Origin of the sequence: Streptomyces resistomycificus, assembly GCF_001514265.1 — a bacterium.
Taxonomy (GTDB): domain Bacteria; phylum Actinomycetota; class Actinomycetes; order Streptomycetales; family Streptomycetaceae; genus Streptomyces; species Streptomyces resistomycificus.
In genome coordinates, this window is sequence record NZ_KQ948988.1 from 507,905 (window position 1) to 524,624 (window position 16,720).

The window sequence follows — 16,720 nt, forward strand, 5'->3', positions numbered from 1 at the left end:
CCTCATGTGGCGCAACCGTGAACCCGTACCGCACAACCGTGGTTACGTAGGCCCATGACTGCGATCAGACTGCTCCTCGTCGACGACGACCCGCTGGTCAGGGCCGGGCTGTCCCTCATGTTGGGCGGCGCCGACGACATCGAGATCGTCGGTGAGGCCGCCGACGGCGACGAGGTCGAGGCGCTCGTCGACCGCACCCGTCCGGACGTCGTCCTCATGGACATCCGGATGCCGTCGGTGGACGGTCTGACCGCCACCGAGCTGCTGCGCGGCCGGCCGGACGCCCCGCAGGTCGTGGTCCTGACCACCTTCCACGCCGACGAGCAGGTGCTGCGGGCGCTGCGCGCGGGCGCAGCGGGATTCGTCCTCAAGGACACCCCGCCCGCCGACATCCTCGACGCGGTACGCCGGGTGGCGGCCGGCGACCCCGTTCTGTCGCCCACCGTGACCCGCCGGCTGATGGCGCACGCCGCCGGCAACGCCGTCGACACGCGCCGCACGCGTGCGCGTGCCCGCGTCGCGGTCCTCAACGACCGCGAGTGCGAGGTGGCGGTCGCCGTCGGCAGCGGCCTGTCCAACGCCGAGATCGCCGCCGGCCTCTTCATGAGCGTGGCCACGGTCAAGACGCACGTCTCCCGCATCCTGACCAAGCTCGACCTCAACAACCGGGTGCAGATCGCGTTGCTGGCCTACGACGCGGGACTGCTCGAGGAACAGGGCGACAGCGGGCACTAGCGTGCCGGCCGGCGCGTTGTCCGGTACGAGGGGGGAATGACATGGCAGATGTGATCGAACTCGGGCGGTACGGAGACGCGTTCCGCAGGGACCCGCACCCCGTGTACGCGCGGTTGCGTGAGCGTGGCCCCGTGCACCGGGTGCGGCTGCCGGGCCCCGACGCCCACCACGAGACCTGGCTCGTCGTGGGGCATGAGGAGGCGCGCGCGGCGCTCGCCGACCCGCGCCTGGCCAAGGACGGACGCAAGATCGGGATGCGGTTCCTCGACGAGGAGCTGATCGGGCAGTATCTGCTGATCGCCGACCCGCCCGAGCACACCCGGCTGCGCGGACTCGTCGCACGGGCCTTCACCATGCGCCGGGTGGAGCAACTGCGGCCCAGGATCCAGCAGATCACCGACGAACTGCTCGACGCCATGCTGCCACTCGGCCGCGCCGACCTGGTCGACTCGTTCTCCTACCCGCTGCCGATCACCGTGATAGGCGAGCTCCTCGGAGTGCCCGAGCTGGACCGCGCGGAGTTCCGGAAGCTGTCCACGGAGGCGGTCGCGCCGACCAGCGCGGACAGCGAGTACGACGCCTTAGTGCGGCTCGGCGAGTACCTCACCGAGCTGATCGAGGACAAGCGGAGCTCCGGACCGAGCGACGACCTGCTCGGCGACCTCATCCGCACCACCGCCGAGGACGGCGACCGGCTGTCCGCGCCGGAGTTGCGCGGCATGGCCTTCATCCTGCTGATCGCGGGCCACGAGACGACGGTCAACCTCATCACCACCGGCATCCACGCCCTGCTCACCCACCCGGATCAACTGGCCGTCCTGCGCGCCGACATGAACCTGATCGACGCCGCGGTAGAGGAAACCCTGCGCTACGAGGGCCCGGTCGAGAACGCGACGTTCCGGTTCGCCGCCGAGCCACTGGAGATCGGCGGTACCGCCGTGGCGAAGGGCGACGGCGTGATGATCGGCCTCACGGCGGCCGACCGTGACGGTTCCCGCTACCCGGCCCCGGACCGCTTCGACATCCGCCGAGACACCCGCGGCCATCTCGCCTTCGGCCACGGCATCCACTTCTGCCTGGGCGCGCCCCTGGCCCGCCTGGAGGCCCGCACCGCCATCCGCACCCTGCTGGAGCGGGCCCCGGGCCTCGCCCTCGACGGACAGCCCGGCGACTGGCTGCCGGGGATGCTCATGCGGGGGCTGCGGCGACTGCCGGTGCGGTGGTGAGGGGGTGCGGTGGTGAGGGAATGCGGTGGTGAGGGAATGCGGTGGTGAGGGGGTGCGGACACGACGGGGTGGGGGCACGACGAGGAACGGACATGACGACGAACGGACACGAGGAGGTGTGGACACGAGGATGAGCTGAGGCGAAGGCGCGCCTCGGGGTCCACGGTCCGTCTAGATCGTGGCGGCGCCCGTCCCTCCCGGGACCTCCGCCAGCCACACGCCCCGCCGCTCCCGCCGCGACATCTCGCACGCCTCGGCGATCCGCAGCGCCTGCAGCGCCTCCCGCCCGTCGCAGGGGTTGGCCCGCTCCCCCCGTACGACCTCCACGAACGCGCACAGCTCAGCCTCGTAGGCGGGCCCGAACCGCTCCAGGAACCCCGACCACGGCTTGTCGGCCGCCGGCGGCCCGGTCGGCTCGGTGGACGCGATCGGCGTGCGGTCGTCGAGACCGACCACGATCTGGTCCAGCTCCCCGGCGAGCTCCATGCGCACGTCGTACCCCGCCCCGTGCATCCGGGTGGCCGTGGCGGTGGCGAGCGTGCCGTCGTCGAGCGTGAGCAGTGCCGCGCCCGTGTCCACGTCACCCGCCTCGCGGAACATCGCGGGACCGGCGTCGGACCCGGCCGCGTACACGTCGGCCACCTCGCGCCCCGTCACCCAGCGCAGCACGTCGAAGTCGTGGATCAGGGTGTCCCGGTAGAGCCCGCCGGACAGCGGCAGCCACGCTGCCGAAGGCGGTGACTGGTCGGACGTCAGGGCCCGCACGGTGTGCAGCCGCCCGAGCCGTCCCGAACGCACGGCCTCCCGCGCGCCCGTGTAGCCGGTGTCGAAGCGGCGCTGGAAGCCCATCTGCAGGATCGTGCCCGCCGACTCCACCTCACCGATCGCCTGTAAGGTCCCCGCCAGATCGAGCGCGATCGGCTTCTCGCAGAACACGGGAAGGCCCGAGCGTGCTGCCCGACCGATCAGTTCGGCGTGAGCCGACGTCGCCGTCGTGATCACGACGGCGTCCACGCCCCACCGGAAGATCTCGTCCATTCCCGGGGCCGCCGTCTCGCCCAGGCGGTGCGCGAGATCCTGGGCCCGCGCGGGGTTCACGTCCGTGAGGATCAGGGAACCGACCTCCCGGTGCCGGCTGAGGGTGTTCGCATGGATGGTGCCGATGCGACCCGTACCGATGACTCCGATGCGCATGTGACCAAACTGCGGTCGGACCGGGCGCGCTGTCAATGCGCATGTCCGGACAACCGAACTACACAACTTCCCGTCAACCATCCACAGAGCTACGCTCGGGCCGTGCCGAAACCAGAAGTGGACCCGACCGTGACGCTCGAGCTAAGTGTGGACCGGAGCAGCCCGGTGCCGTTGTACTTCCAGCTGTCCCAGCAGCTGGAGGCGGCCATCGAACACGGGGCGCTCACCCCCGGCAGCCTGCTGGGCAACGAGATCGAGCTCGCCGCCCGGCTCGGCCTGTCCCGGCCCACCGTCCGCCAGGCCATCCAGTCGCTCGTCGACAAGGGCCTGCTGGTGCGCCGTCGCGGCGTCGGCACCCAGGTCGTGCACAGTCAGGTCAAGCGACCCCTGGAGCTCAGCAGCCTCTACGATGACCTGGAGGCGGCCGGCCAGCGCCCCGCGACGAAGGTCCTGGTCAACACCGTCGTGCCGGCGACCGCCGAGATCGCGGCCGCGCTCGGTGTGGCCGAGGACAGCGACGTGCACCGGGTGGAGCGGCTGCGTCTCGCGCACGGTGAGCCGATGGCGTACCTCTGCAACCACCTGCCGCCCGGACTGTTCGACCTGGACACCGAGCAGCTGGAGGTCACCGGTCTGTACCGCATGATGCGCTCCGCCGGGATCACGCTGCACAGCGCCCGCCAGTCCATCGGCGCCCGTGCGGCCACCGCCGCCGAGGCGGAGCGGCTCGCCGAGAAGGAGGGCGCCCCGCTGCTCACCATGCAGCGCACGACGTACGACGACACGGGCCGCGCGGTCGAGTTCGGCAGCCACACCTACCGGCCGAGCCGCTACTCCTTCGAGTTCCAGCTGCTCGTACGCCCCTGAATTTCAGGTTCCGATTCGTCGCATTGTCCGGACAAGGCGACCGAGTCGGACGTTCCGCCGGGACCACCGGGCCGGGCCGGGGTCGGCCCGATGCGTCGCACCCAGGAGTGCCGGCGTCGCACTCAGGAGTGCCGGCGTCGCACCCAGGAGTGCCGGGCTTCGTACTCAGGAGTGCCGGGCGTCGCACCCAGGAGCGCCGGGCTTCGTACTCAGGAGTGCCGGGCGTCGCACGACCAGCCACAAAGCGCCTGAACCCGGGACGAATCGCGCGCCCCGCAATGCCGCCCCGCTCGGCACACAGCGTGAGCGTGCGGCAGAATCGGGGCCGATGAGCACCTACGGCAACTTCAGCGCCCCCATCGGCTCCCGCCGCGCGCCCGCGCTCCGCACGGTCGGCACACGGGAGCGCCGCTCGCACCTGACCGCACCCCGCGTGCCCACCGTCGGCATCGACATCGGCGGCACCAAGGTGATGGCGGGCGTCGTCGACGCCGACGGCAACATCCTGGAGAAGGTCCGCACGGAGACCCCGGACAAGTCCAAGAGCCCGAAGGTCGTGGAGGACACGATCGCCGAGCTGGTGCTGGACCTGTCCGACCGCCACGACGTGCACGCGGTGGGGATCGGCGCGGCCGGCTGGGTCGACGCCGACCGCAACCGCGTCCTGTTCGCGCCCCACCTGTCCTGGCGCAACGAACCCCTCAGGGACCGCCTCTCCGGCCGCCTGTCGGTCCCCGTCCTCGTCGACAACGACGCCAACACCGCCGCCTGGGCGGAGTGGCGCTTCGGCGCGGGCCGTGGCGAGGACCACCTGGTCATGATCACCCTCGGCACCGGCATCGGCGGCGCCATACTGGAGGACGGCCAGGTCAAGCGGGGTAAGTACGGCGTCGCCGGTGAGTTCGGCCATATGCAGGTCGTGCCCGGCGGGCACCGCTGCCCGTGCGGCAACCGCGGCTGCTGGGAGCAGTACAGCTCCGGCAACGCGCTGGTGCGCGAGGCGCGCGAACTGGCCGCGGCCGACTCCCCGGTGGCCTACGGCATCATCGAGCACGTCAAGGGCAACATCGGTGACATCACCGGCCCGATGATCACCGAGCTGGCCCGCGAGGGCGACGCCATGTGCATCGAGCTGCTCCAGGACATCGGTCAGTGGCTCGGCGTCGGCATCGCCAACCTGGCCGCCGCCCTCGACCCCTCCTGCTTCGTGATCGGCGGCGGCGTGTCGGCCGCCGACGACCTGCTGATCGGCCCCGCCCGGGACGCGTTCAGACGCCAGCTCACCGGCCGCGGCTACCGTCCCGAGGCCCGGATCGCCCGCGCCCAGCTCGGCCCCGAGGCGGGCATGGTCGGCGCCGCCGACCTCGCCCGCCTGGTGGCCCGCCGCTTCCGCCGTGCCAAGCGCCGCCGGGTGGAGCGCTTCGAGCGCTACGAGCGGTTCGCCGAGTTCCGTCGTACTTCCCAGGACACCCAGGACACGGCGTGACGGCGTCCCTGCCGCGCCAGGCCGCGTCACCGGAGGAGCCACGGGAGCCGGAGGACCGCCGGCACCGCATCCGCCGCAGGGCGCTCACCCTGCTCATCATCGTGCTGCTCATCGGCGTCCCCGCGGGCTACCTGGTGATCTCCGCCAACCAGAGCCGCAACAGCGGCAAGGACAAGGAGGCGAAGTACTCGGCGACCGGCCTCACCCCGGGCTACCCCTCCAAGGTCCAGCGCCGCATCTACCAGGTCCCGGTCCCGCACCCGGCGGACTTCCCCGCCTACTACGAGACCAACAACTGGAAGACCAGCCGCCTCTACGTCCAGTTCCGGACCAGCAACGCCGGCCTCGACGCCTTCCTCACCGGCGTGGGCGTCAACCGCCAGGACCTCGAACCGGGCAAGATCACCATCAGCGCGCGCGACCAGAGCGTCAGCGGTTGGTCCTTCAAGAGCCCCGGCCCGTGGCACGGCATCGTCCACGCGCAGAAGAACCCGGCCCCCACCCAGGACATCGTCGTGAACACGTCCGACCCGAACGCCCCCATGGTCTACGTCGTCTCGCGCACGGTCCCCTAGGACGACGGGCCTCAGCCGGTCGCCGGGGCCGGTTGTCAGACCCCGCCCGTAGAGTCGAAGACGACTGATCCGGCACACGGGGCGGGAGGTGACAGGACGTATGAGCGACATGACGGCGACGGTCGAGCCACGGGTGGAGTCCGTCCCCGTCCGGCTCGCGGCCGTGTTCCTGCCCGCGCCCCTCCCGCGCGAGGGCCGGATGGCCTTCTGGGACCCGCAGGACGGACAGCCGCCCCTCGCCGACACCGAGCTCACCGTCGTCCGACGCCATGGTGCCGGAGTGCGCCGCCGCACCACGCCGGCGCTGTCCCTCACCCTCGGCGAGGCCCTGCCGCTGCTCGTCCGCGCCCGGCGGGACCCCGCCGCGCATCCCGCCACCGCCTGCTGGGGCGCCGCCGCGCTGCACGCGCTGCGGCTCACCGCCCGCGGCCGGCTGCTGCCCGGCCTCACCGCCACCGGCCACGACGCCTGGCGGGCCGGACCGCTCGACCCGGACGACATCGCCCACCTGCGCGCCCTCGCGGCCGCCCTGCCCTACGAGGGCCATGCGGTCCCGCTGCCCGGCCCGGGCGCGATCCGGCTGCCCGAGCCGGAAGCGCTGATGCGAGCCTTCCTGGACGCCGTCGCGGACACCCTGCCCCGCACCCCGGCCGCTCCGTACGCCTCCGGCAAGCCCTTCGCGGCACGCGAGCCACAGCGCCTGCCCGACGCCGCCGACTGGGCCGCGGAGGTCGCCGCCGGCATGGACGCGGGCGTGCGGATCTCCCTGCGCCTGGACCTGTCCGCGTACAACCTGTTCGACGACGAGGGCGACGGAGCGCGCCACGCGGGCGCGGCGATCGTCCAGGTGCACAGCCTCGCCGACCCCACCCTCGTGGTCGACGCGGCGGCCCTGTGGGCGGGCGACGCGGACGTGGCCTTCGGCCCCCGCGCCCGGGTGGACGCGGCCCTCGCGGTGCGGCGCGCGGCCCGCGTGTGGCCTCCCCTCGACCGCCTCTCCGAGCAGGACGTGCCCGACGTACTGGCCCTGTCCGACGAGGAGTTGGGCGACCTGCTCGGGATGGCCGCCCCCCGGCTCGCGGCGGCCGGAGTGGCCGTGCACTGGCCCCGGGACCTGGCCCACGACCTGACCGCGGCCGCGGTGGTACGCCCGGCGCCCGGCTCGGCGACCGACGGCACCGGCTTCTTCGAGAGCGAGGAACTGCTCCAGTTCCGCTGGCAGTTGGCGATCGGCGGCGACCCGCTCAGCGAGGCCGAGATGGACGCGCTCGCCGAGGCGCACCGCCCGGTCGTCCGCCTGCGCGACCAGTGGGTACTGGTCGACCCCGCCCTGGTTCGCAAGGCCCGCAAGCGCGAACTGGGCCTGCTCGACCCGGTCGACGCCCTGTCCGTCGCCCTCACCGGCAGCGCGGAGGTCGACGGCGAGACCGTCGAGGCGGTCCCCGCCGGAGCCCTGGCCACCCTGCGCGACCGCCTCACCGCCGGGATCCGGCCCGCCGAGCCGCCGGCCGGCCTGCACGCCACCCTCCGCGACTACCAACTCCGCGGCCTGGCCTGGCTGGACCTCATGACCTCCCTCGGCCTCGGCGGCTGCCTCGCCGACGACATGGGACTCGGCAAGACCATCACCGTCATCGCCCTGCACCTGCGCCGGGCCCACTCCGAACCCACCCTGGTGGTCTGCCCGGCCTCCCTGCTGGGCAACTGGCAGCGGGAGATCACCCGGTTCGCGCCCGGCGTCCCCGTGCGCCGCTTCCACGGCCCGGACCGCACCCTGGACGACCTCGACGGCGGCTTCGTCCTCACCACCTACGGCACCATGCGGTCGGCTGCGGCGCGGCTGGCCGAGCAGCCGTGGGGCATGGTCGTCGCCGACGAGGCACAGCACGTCAAGAACCCCTACTCGGCGACGGCGAAGGCCCTGCGCACGATCCCGTCCCCCGCGCGCGTGGCCCTCACCGGCACACCCGTGGAGAACAACCTGTCGGAGCTGTGGGCGCTGCTCGACTGGACGACACCCGGGCTCCTCGGCCCCCTGAAGTCCTTCCGCGCCCGCCACGCCCGCGCGGTGGAGAACGGCGAGGACGACGAGGCGGTCACCCGGCTCGCCCGCCTGGTCCGCCCCTTCCTGCTGCGCCGCAAGAAGTCCGACCCCGGCATCGTCCCCGAGCTGCCACCCAAGACGGAGACGGACCACCCGGTTCCACTCACCCGTGAACAGGCCGCGCTCTACGAGGCGGTGGTGCGCGAGTCGATGCTGGCCATCGAGACGGCGGAGGGCATCGCCCGCCGGGGCCTGGTGCTCAAGCTGCTGTCCGCCCTCAAGCAGATCTGCGACCACCCCGCGCTGTACCTGAAGGAGGACGTTCCCCCGTCCGCCCTCGACCGGCTCCCGGCCCGCTCCGGCAAGATGGCCCTCCTCGACGAGCTGCTCGACACGCTGCTGGCCGAGGACGGTTCGGCGCTCGTCTTCACGCAGTACGTCGGGATGGCCCGTCTGATCACCGCCCACCTCGCCGCCCGCGCCGTTCCGGTGGACCTGCTGCACGGCGGCACACCGGTGCCGGAGCGCGAGCGCATGGTCGACCGCTTCCAGAGCGGCGCGACACCCGTCCTGGTGCTGTCGCTGAAGGCGGCCGGCACGGGGCTGAACCTCACCCGGGCGGGCCACGTCGTCCACTTCGACCGCTGGTGGAACCCCGCCGTGGAGGAACAGGCCACCGACCGCGCCTACCGCATCGGCCAGACCCAGCCCGTCCAGGTGCACCGGCTCATCACCGAGGGCACCGTCGAGGACCGCATCGCCGAAATGCTGGAGGCCAAGCGTGCTCTCGCCGACGCGATCCTCGGCTCCGGCGAGTCGGCCCTCACCGAACTGGGCGACCGTGAGCTCTCGGACCTGGTGTCCCTCCGGAGGCCGACATGACCCCCGGAGCCGCCGACGAGGCCCGCCGCGCCCTGCAGGCAGCGCGAGAGCGAGCGGCGCGGGAGTCGGACCCGGGGGCCGCCGGGCGCGCGGCCAGGTCCGGGCGGGCGATGCCGGGGGCCCGCGCAGTGCCGGGGACGGAGGATCCCGACGAGCCCGGGACCCCCGGGGGTACCGGGGAGCCTGACGGGGGGACGGGTTCCCAGGAGGCCGGGGCGGCCCAGGAGGGCCTGGTATCCGGGCAGGCCGGGGATACCGGGGGAGCGCCGGTGTTCGGTGAGGGGCGGATGCCGGGCGGCGACGCCGACGCTTCAGAGACGGTGACGGAAGGCGAATGGCCCGCAGCGCCGGAGGAGCCTGCGGAAGCCCAGGCCCAGGCTCGTGCCCAGGCCCAGGCTCGTGCCCAGACGCAGCCGGAGCGCCGGCCGGCGGACGTGGCGCGCGAGGCGCTGCGGCGGGCGGTCGCGGCGAAGCGCCGTGTCCCGACGGCGGACGCAGACGCCGACGCCATCGACCCTCCTGCTGACACCGGCGCCACCGCCACCCGCCACAGTGGCGGGGCTCTCGACGCCACTGCTGCCGACGTCACCGCCGCTGCCGACGTCACCGAGGACGACAACGGCCCTGACGACTCGACCAACCCGCACGTCACCCTCCCGACGGAAACGCCGGCGACACCTCTCGGCACAGCAGGCGCGCCTCCAGCCGACCCGACAGGAGGCACCCCAGCCGCGTCCGCAACCCCTGGCGGCGCCAGCGACAACGACGGCGCTGCCGACCGCGGTGGCCCCGGCCAGGACCGCCCCGACGGCACCGGGCCGGGTGCGCGGCCGGCGGATGTCGCGCGCGAGGCCCTGCGCGCGGCTCGCGACGCGGCACGCCAGGCCCGGGAGGACGCCCTGGCCCAGGGGACGGGCACCGGCCGCGGAGCGCGTCGAGCCCACCCGGCCGCCGCCTCCCGGGCAGTGGCCGACCCCGGCGCCGCCTCCCGGTCCCGAGGCGGCGCACCGGGCCAGGAGGCCGCCCGCCGGGCGCGTGACGTACGGGAGTTGCTGGCCGACGCCTTCCGGATGCCCGCGGACGATGACGCGCCGCGGGAGGAGCCCGGGCAGGAATCGCGGGACGACGACGTCACACCGCAGGCGGATTCCGCGACCCCTGCCTCTGCCTCTGCCTTTGCTCCCGCCCCCGCCCCCGCCCTCGCTCCTGCCCCCGCCCCCGTTCCGGCCCCCGCCTCCGCCGACGACCGGGACCGTGCCGACGCCGCCGTCAGTACGCCGACGTTGCCGTCCATGGCCGCCCCCGCACGGGACGGCGACCTCCGGCGTACCTTCCCCGCCTTCCCGCCCCTGCCGTCGGACGGCACCGGCTTCGCCGCGACATGGTGGGGCAACGCGTGGGTCGCCGCGTTGGAGGAGGGCGCGCTGGACGCCCAGCGGCTGGCGCGTGGCCGCGGGTACGCGGAGCAGGGCAACGTGGACGCCATCACCGTGACCCCGGGCCTCGTCCTCGCCTACGTGCGGGGCAGCCGCCCCCGGCCGTACCGGGTACAGGTGCGGCTGCGCACGCTCGAGGACGCCGACTGGGAGCGGTTGTTGGACAGCGCCGCCGAGCGGCCGGGGCACATCGCCGCGCTGCTCGACAAGGAGATGCCGCACGCCCTCGCGGAGGGTGGCGTCCGGCTGCTGCCAGGCCCCGGAGACCTGGAACCGCACTGCAGTTGCCCCGACCGCGGTCACCCCTGCAAGCACGCCGCAGCCCTCTGCTACCAGACGGCCCGTCTGCTCGACGCCGACCCCTTCGTACTGCTCCTGCTGCGCGGCCGCGGCGAACGCGACCTGCTCGACGCCCTGTCCCGGCTGAGCGCCACCCGCGCCGCCCGAGCCGCGCAGGACCAGGCACCTGCCGTGCTGCCCGGCGTACGGGCCGGTGACGCCCTCGCCCCCCGTCGCCTCCCGCCCCTTCCGGCGCCCCTGCCACAGCCCCCGCATCCCGAGCAACCTCCGGTGTACCCGGCGTCCCCGGGCGGCCCGGACCCCTTCGCGCTGGACCAGCTGGCGACCGACGCGGCGGCCCGCGCCCACGCGCTGCTCGCCACCGGCCTCGACCCGGTCGGTGAGCTGACCCTGTGGCAGGACGCGGTGCGGCTCGCCGCGGCCCGCCCCGGCTCCGGACTCACCGCCGGCACCCGAGCCCTCTACGCCTCCCTCGCCGCCGCGGCCGGCCGCACCCCGTCCGAACTGGCCCGCGCGGTCGCCGCGTGGCGGCAGGGCGGGCTGGAGGGTCTCGCCGTACTCGAAGAGCCGTGGGACCCGCCGGCCGGCCGATTCGACCGCGCGCGCCCCCTGCTTCTCGCCGCGGACCTCCCCGCGTTCCGCCCCCGGCACAACCACCTCACCCACCCCCGCGGCCATGTCCAGCTCCGTCTCGGCCGGGACGGTCTCTGGTACGCCTACGAGTCCGAGCCGGGCCACGACGACTGGTGGCCCCGCGGCACCCCCGACCTGGACCCGGTCGGTGCCCTGACGGGCCTGGGAGCCGCCGGAGAGTTCTGAGGGGCGACAGCGCGAGGGAGGGGTCGGGACACGGCCGGCTCAGCCGCACACCCCCGCCCGACCGTGGAGGCGGTGTGAGAGTTCCCCGCTGATGTGCGGGAGGCAGGTGTGGGGAGTGGGGGCCCAGCGGTCGGGCCGTACGAAAAGCCGGTTAGCGTGGAGCGGTGAGTGAGACGAAGACTCCTGCCCTCCAGTTCCGCTTCGACGGTCCGGAAGACGCCCCGGTGCTCATCCTCGGGCCCTCGCTCGGTACCACGTGGCACATGTGGGACCGGCAGGTCCCCGAGCTGGTCAAGCAGTGGCGTGTCTTCCGGTTCGACCTGCCGGGCCACGGCGGCGCCCCCGCGTACCCGGCCGGTTCGGTCGGCGACCTCAGCGCGAGGCTGCTGGCCACGCTCGACAGCCTCGGCGTGCAGCGCTTCGGCTACGCGGGCTGCGCGCTCGGCGGCGCGGTCGGTATCGAGCTGGCCCTGCGCCACCCCGAGCGCCTCGCCTCGCTCGCGCTGATCGCCGCGTCGCCGCGCTTCGGCACGGCCGACGAGTTCCGGCAGCGGGGCGTGATCGTGCGGACGAACGGTCTCGACCCCATCGCCCGCTCGTCCCCCGACCGCTGGTTCACCGGCGGATTCGCCGCCGCACAGCCCGCGATCACCGAGTGGGCCGTGCAGATGGTGCGCACCACCGACCCCGGCTGCTACATCGCGGCCTGCGAGGCGCTCGCCGCGTTCGACGTACGGGCCGAACTCGGCAGCGTCGGCGCCCCCACCCTGGTACTCGTCGGCTCGGACGACCAGGTCACCGGCCCCGCCGAGGCCCGCACCCTGGTCGCGGGCATCCCGGACGCCCGGCTCGCCGTCGTACCCGGGGCCTCCCACCTGGTGCCGGTGGAGCAGCCGGCCGCCGTCACCGACCTCCTGGTGCGGCACTTCTCCACCGCATGGCAGCCGGCCTTCGACTCCACCACCGGCCAGATGGCCGCGATCGTGGCGCCACCGGTCAAGCCGGTGCTGTCCGCCGCGCCGCCGCAGCCCGCGCCGCGCCCCGAGATCGCCCCGGCCGCGGTGGAACCGCAGATCATGGGGCGACCCGACCCGTACGACGCCGGCCTCAAGGTCCGAAGAGAGGTGCTCGGCGACGCGCACGTCGACCGGGCGCTGGCGCAGGCGGACGAGTTCTCCGGCGACTTCCAGGAGTTCATCACCCGCTACGCCTGGGGCGAGATCTGGGACCGGCCCGGCCTGGACCGGCGCTCACGCAGCTGCGTCACCCTCACCGCGCTGGTCGCGGGAGGCCACCTCGAAGAGCTCGCCTTCCACGTGCGCGCGGCCCTGCGCAACGGCCTCACCCCCGGCGAGATCAAGGAAGTGCTGCTGCAGGCGGCCGTCTACTGCGGTGTACCGGCCGCCAACAGCGCCTTCAAGGTGGCCCAGCAGGTCATCCGGGAGGAGACCACACCCACCGAGTGAGCCCCGGCGTGCGCCCCCGGGCAGGATGGACTCATGAAGCTCACGAAGAAGTCGCACGCCTGCGTCCGCCTCGAGAAGGACGGGCGCACGCTCGTTCTCGACCCCGGGGGATTCAGCGAGGAGGACGCGGCGGTCGGCGCGGAGGCGATCCTCGTCACCCACGAGCACCCCGACCACTTCGACGAGGGGCGGCTGCGGGCCGCCATGGACGCCGACCCGGCCACCGAGATCTGGACCCTGAAGTCGGTCGCGGAGAAGCTGTCCGCCGCCTTCCCGGGCCGCGTGCACACCGTCGGACACGGCGACACCTTCACCGCCGCCGGCTTCGAGGTCCAGGTGCACGGCGAACTGCACGCCGTCATCCACCCGGACATCCCGCGCATCACCAACGTCGGCTACCTCGTCGACGGCGGCCGCGTCTTCCACCCGGGCGACGCCCTCACCGTCCCCGACCACACCGTCGAGACGCTGATGCTCCCCGTCATGGCCCCCTGGAGCAAGATCTCCGAGGTCATCGACTACGTACGCGAGGTGGCCCCGCGACGCGCCTACGACATCCACGACGCCCTGCTCACGGACCTCGCCCGCCCGATCTACGACCGGCAGATCGGCGCCCTGGGCGGCTCGGAGCACCTGCGGCTGGCGCCGGGAGCCTCGACGGACGTGTGACGTCCCCGACCCCCTGCCCCCCGGCCGGACCGCGTTGTCGTACCCGGCCGGTAGGTTGTGGGACATGCGCATCGCGACCTGGAACGTGAACTCGATCACCGCCCGCCTGCCGAGGCTCCTGGCCTGGCTGGAGAGCAGCGGCACCGACGTGCTGTGCCTCCAGGAGGCCAAGGTCGCCGAGGAGCAGTTCCCGTTCGACCAGCTGCGCGAGCTGGGCTACGAGGCGGCCGTGCACGCCACCGGCCGGTGGAACGGCGTGGCGGTGATCTCCCGCGTCGGCATCGAGGACGTGGTCAAGGGCCTGGCCGGTGACCCCGGCTACGACGGCGCCCCCGAGCCACGCGCCATCTCCGCGACCTGCGGCCCGGTCCGCGTCTGGTCGGTGTACGTGCCGAACGGCCGCGAGGTGGACCACCCCCACTACGCCTACAAGCTCCAGTGGTTCGAGGCCCTGAAGGCGGCCGTCGCGGGCGACGCGGCGGGCAGCCGCCCCTTCGCCGTCCTCGGCGACTACAACGTGGCCCCGACGGACGACGACGTCCACGACGTGGCCGCCTTCGAGGGCCTCACGCACGTCACTCCCGCCGAGCGCGCCGCCCTCGCGTCCCTGCGCGAGGCGGGCCTGTCGGACGTGGTCCCGCGGCCCCTGAAGTACGAGCACCCCTTCACGTACTGGGACTACCGCCAGCTCTGTTTCCCCAAGAACCGCGGCATGCGCATCGACCTGGTGTACGGCAACGAGCCGTTCGCCAAGGCGGTCAGCGACGCCTACGTGGACCGCGAGGAGCGCAAGGGCAAGGGCGCCTCGGACCACGCGCCGGTGGTCGTGGACCTGGACGTCTAGGGCCGACCCGGCGGACCACGCCGCGGAACCCCGATCACCCGCGTCGACGAGGCGCCGCCGATTTCCTGTGACCTGGTCCGCCAAAGGGGGCCCCGGTCCTCACAGCAGCTCCAGGTCCACCGATTCGGCGAGGGCCGCCAGACCCGCGTCGCCCGGATGCAGATGGTCGCCGCTGTCGTACTCGGGCAGCATCCGGGCGGGACGGCCGGGATCCCGCACCACGCCGTCGAAGTCGAGCACGGCGTCGAACGCGCCGCTCTCGCGGATCCACGTGTTGACCGCGGCCCGCTCGGCGTCGACGGCGGCCGTGCAGCGGGCCTCCCCCTCGCACGGCAGGATCGTCGCCGCCAGCATCCGCAGCCCCCGGGCGTGCCCGCGCGCGGCGAGCTCCCGCAGCCCCGTGATCACCTGCTCCGCACTCGCGCCCCACCGCACGTCGTTGACACCCTCGAACACCACCGCCGTACGCGCGGACGTCTGCGCCAGGACATCCCGGTCGAACCGGTTCAGGGCGCTCACCCCGCCGGTGTCCGTGGAGACCCCGTCGCCGGGGTACCGGTCGGTGACCACACGGTTCGCGGAGATCCCCTGGTTCAGCACCCCGTAGGGCGGGACCGCGTCCTGGTTCAGCAGGCGGGTGGCCAGGGCGTTGGGCCACCGTCGGTTGGCGTCCACCGTGGACCTGTCCCCGTCGGTGATCGAGTCCCCCAGCAGCACCACCGATCCCGGGCCGCCGCCCACGTCCACACCGGTGAGCAGCGGCCAGCTCGTCAGCACCGAGGTGTACGCCGCCGGGGAACCGTCCGCGGTGTGGTCACCCGGCTCGCTCACGTACGACCGCTGCGCCGCGAGCCGGTGCAGGGGTGCCGCCGCCACCGTCTCGGGCAGATGGAAGCTCACCAGCAGACTGGTGTCGGCCGGCACCGAGAAGTCGAGGGGATCGCTGAACGCCTGCGCCCCCGCCGGGATCTCCACACCGGCCGCACCCCGGAACGACAACGCCACCGGCAGGTCCCGCGCCGACGCGCCCTCCGCCTGCACCGCCACGGTCGCGCCCCCGATCCGTACCGGCCCCGAGGCGAAGGTGTTGTCGAACCGCAGCCGCACGCGCGGCCCGCCCGCCGACGTGTGCACCACGAGCCTCAGTGTCCGGTCCGACCAGGGCCCCACAGCGGCGTAGCCGGAGGTCGCCGCCGCCCAACTCCCCGTCCAGCCGGACGTCAAGGCGCGCACCGACAGTGCGAACACATGCAGGTCCCTCGCGTGCGGCAGCCGTACCGAGACGACCCGGCGCCCCGGCAACAGCGGCACCGTCACGACGTACAGCCGTGCCCGCTCGGTGAGTTGGCCGTCGGGCGTGTTGATGTGCGGCGCCACCGCCTTGGTGGCGAGCGGGCCACCGCGCCAGTCGGAGGCGGTCAGCCGGTACGGGGAGCGCGAGCCGTCGGCGTACGCGACCGTCCCGGTGCCGCTCACCTGCTCCCCGGCGGTGCCCGCGACCAGGAAGGCCAGTGCGTCGCCGCGACCGCCGACCCGGACGTCCTGCCCGGCGGCCCGGACGTTGTCCGGCTCGCCCGCCTGGCGTTCCGGCCAGGTCAGTCGCGCCCCCTGCACGGTGAGCGCGCGGCCGGGCGTCCAGCCCGCGGCCGCGAGGTCCTGCGCGGACAGGGAGGCGCCCGAGCCGTCGAAGTCCGCCTCGCCCGGCCGGTCGTCGGCGCTGACGGCCCTGTTGTCGAAGTGCCGCTCCAGTGGGAGCGGCTCGGCCCACGTCGGCCCGGCCGCCCGTGCGGAGGTGACCGGCACCAGACCCGCGAGCAGGCCGAGCACGACCCCCGCGCCTCGGAGACTCACACGCACGTCCCGCTCCTCTCCTCATGAAGCTGACGTGATGTCAGGCGTGCCTGAAGGTAGGGACGGGACGGACGCACGTCAACGAGGTGGGAGTGAACGGCGTTCGAACTCATCCGAACGTCATGGCGTGGCCGGCCCGGGGGTGCCGGGCCCCCGGCGGACAGCGGCGGCGATGCCCGGCGTCCTTCTCTCTCCCCCCCCCGGCCTCGCCCCGCCCCCCTCGCCCCGCCCCCCTCGCCCCGCCCCGCCTCGATTCCCCTCGCCCCGCCCCGCTGCCCCTAGCCGGGCCGTGCGGCCGAGGTGCCGAGCCGTCTGCGCGCCTGTGG

12 protein-coding genes are annotated in these 16,720 nt (G+C 73.8%); 10 read left to right on the forward strand and 2 right to left on the reverse strand.

The window, feature by feature from the left end:
- Positions 1-54 precede the first annotated feature (54 nt).
- Together AQJ84_RS02155 and AQJ84_RS02160 are read left to right on the forward strand one after the other, a co-directional pair.
- Positions 55-735 carry a response regulator transcription factor gene (locus tag AQJ84_RS02155; RefSeq protein WP_053192171.1) on the forward strand — a complete coding sequence of 227 codons (681 nt, stop codon included), beginning with the start codon at positions 55-57 and terminating at the stop codon, positions 733-735.
- Between the two features lie 41 nt (positions 736-776).
- Positions 777-1,961, forward strand: a complete 1,185-nt coding sequence (locus AQJ84_RS02160; protein ID WP_030041627.1) for a cytochrome P450 family protein — start codon at positions 777-779, stop codon at positions 1,959-1,961.
- Positions 1,962-2,132: 171 nt separating this feature from the next.
- On the opposite strand, the gene AQJ84_RS02165 is transcribed toward AQJ84_RS02160, so the two are convergent.
- A complete protein-coding gene (locus AQJ84_RS02165) occupies positions 2,133-3,155 on the reverse strand; it encodes a Gfo/Idh/MocA family protein (RefSeq protein ID WP_030041626.1) in 1,023 nt (340 codons plus the stop codon).
- A gap of 129 nt (positions 3,156-3,284) precedes the next feature.
- On the opposite strand from AQJ84_RS02165, the gene AQJ84_RS02170 reads away from it, so the two are divergent.
- From AQJ84_RS02170 to AQJ84_RS02205, 8 genes are all read left to right on the forward strand, one after another.
- Positions 3,285-4,022, forward strand: a complete 738-nt coding sequence (locus AQJ84_RS02170; protein WP_107082768.1) for a GntR family transcriptional regulator — start codon at positions 3,285-3,287, stop codon at positions 4,020-4,022.
- A 328-nt stretch (positions 4,023-4,350) separates the two neighbouring features.
- Positions 4,351-5,508, forward strand: a complete 1,158-nt coding sequence (locus AQJ84_RS02175) for an ROK family glucokinase (protein ID WP_053192169.1) — start codon at positions 4,351-4,353, stop codon at positions 5,506-5,508.
- The gene (locus tag AQJ84_RS02180) at positions 5,505-6,083 is read left to right on the forward strand and encodes a hypothetical protein (RefSeq protein ID WP_030041623.1); all 579 of its coding nucleotides are present in this window, start codon (positions 5,505-5,507) and stop codon (positions 6,081-6,083) included. The genes AQJ84_RS02175 and AQJ84_RS02180 overlap by 4 nt, the downstream gene beginning before the upstream one ends.
- 100 nt (positions 6,084-6,183) lie before the next feature.
- Positions 6,184-9,009, forward strand: coding sequence for a DEAD/DEAH box helicase (locus tag AQJ84_RS02185; RefSeq protein WP_053192166.1), 2,826 nt, complete (start codon positions 6,184-6,186; stop codon positions 9,007-9,009).
- A gap of 434 nt (positions 9,010-9,443) precedes the next feature.
- Positions 9,444-11,564: an SWIM zinc finger family protein gene (locus tag AQJ84_RS02190; protein WP_225889066.1), complete on the forward strand. Its 2,121-nt coding sequence runs from the start codon at positions 9,444-9,446 to the stop codon at positions 11,562-11,564.
- 164 nt (positions 11,565-11,728) lie between these two features.
- Positions 11,729-13,030, forward strand: a complete 1,302-nt coding sequence (pcaDC, locus tag AQJ84_RS02195) for a bifunctional 3-oxoadipate enol-lactonase/4-carboxymuconolactone decarboxylase PcaDC (RefSeq protein WP_030045811.1) — start codon at positions 11,729-11,731, stop codon at positions 13,028-13,030.
- A 33-nt stretch (positions 13,031-13,063) separates the two neighbouring features.
- Positions 13,064-13,699: an MBL fold metallo-hydrolase gene (locus tag AQJ84_RS02200; protein ID WP_030045812.1), complete on the forward strand. Its 636-nt coding sequence runs from the start codon at positions 13,064-13,066 to the stop codon at positions 13,697-13,699.
- A gap of 64 nt (positions 13,700-13,763) precedes the next feature.
- Positions 13,764-14,543, forward strand: coding sequence for an exodeoxyribonuclease III (locus tag AQJ84_RS02205; RefSeq protein ID WP_030045814.1), 780 nt, complete (start codon positions 13,764-13,766; stop codon positions 14,541-14,543).
- Between the two features lie 99 nt (positions 14,544-14,642).
- Here the strand turns inward: AQJ84_RS02205 and AQJ84_RS02210 are convergent, their stop codons facing one another.
- Entirely contained in the window at positions 14,643-16,400 is a 1,758-nt protein-coding gene (locus tag AQJ84_RS02210; RefSeq protein ID WP_053192157.1) for an SGNH/GDSL hydrolase family protein, read from the reverse strand.
- Positions 16,401-16,720: the final 320 nt, after the last annotated feature.

Bases quoted from the DNA above. Each gene is read 5' to 3' on its own strand.
- AQJ84_RS02155 (WP_053192171.1), top strand. From the start codon at position 55: ATGACTGCGATCAGACTGCTCCTCGTCGACGACGACCCGCTGGTCAGG.
- AQJ84_RS02165 (WP_030041626.1), bottom strand. From the start codon at position 3,155: ATGCGCATCGGAGTCATCGGTACGGGTCGCATCGGCACCATCCATGCG.
- AQJ84_RS02175 (WP_053192169.1), top strand. From the start codon at position 4,351: ATGAGCACCTACGGCAACTTCAGCGCCCCCATCGGCTCCCGCCGCGCG.
- AQJ84_RS02200 (WP_030045812.1), top strand. From the start codon at position 13,064: ATGAAGCTCACGAAGAAGTCGCACGCCTGCGTCCGCCTCGAGAAGGAC.
- AQJ84_RS02160 (WP_030041627.1), top strand. From the start codon at position 777: ATGGCAGATGTGATCGAACTCGGGCGGTACGGAGACGCGTTCCGCAGG.
- AQJ84_RS02205 (WP_030045814.1), top strand. From the start codon at position 13,764: ATGCGCATCGCGACCTGGAACGTGAACTCGATCACCGCCCGCCTGCCG.
- AQJ84_RS02185 (WP_053192166.1), top strand. From the start codon at position 6,184: ATGAGCGACATGACGGCGACGGTCGAGCCACGGGTGGAGTCCGTCCCC.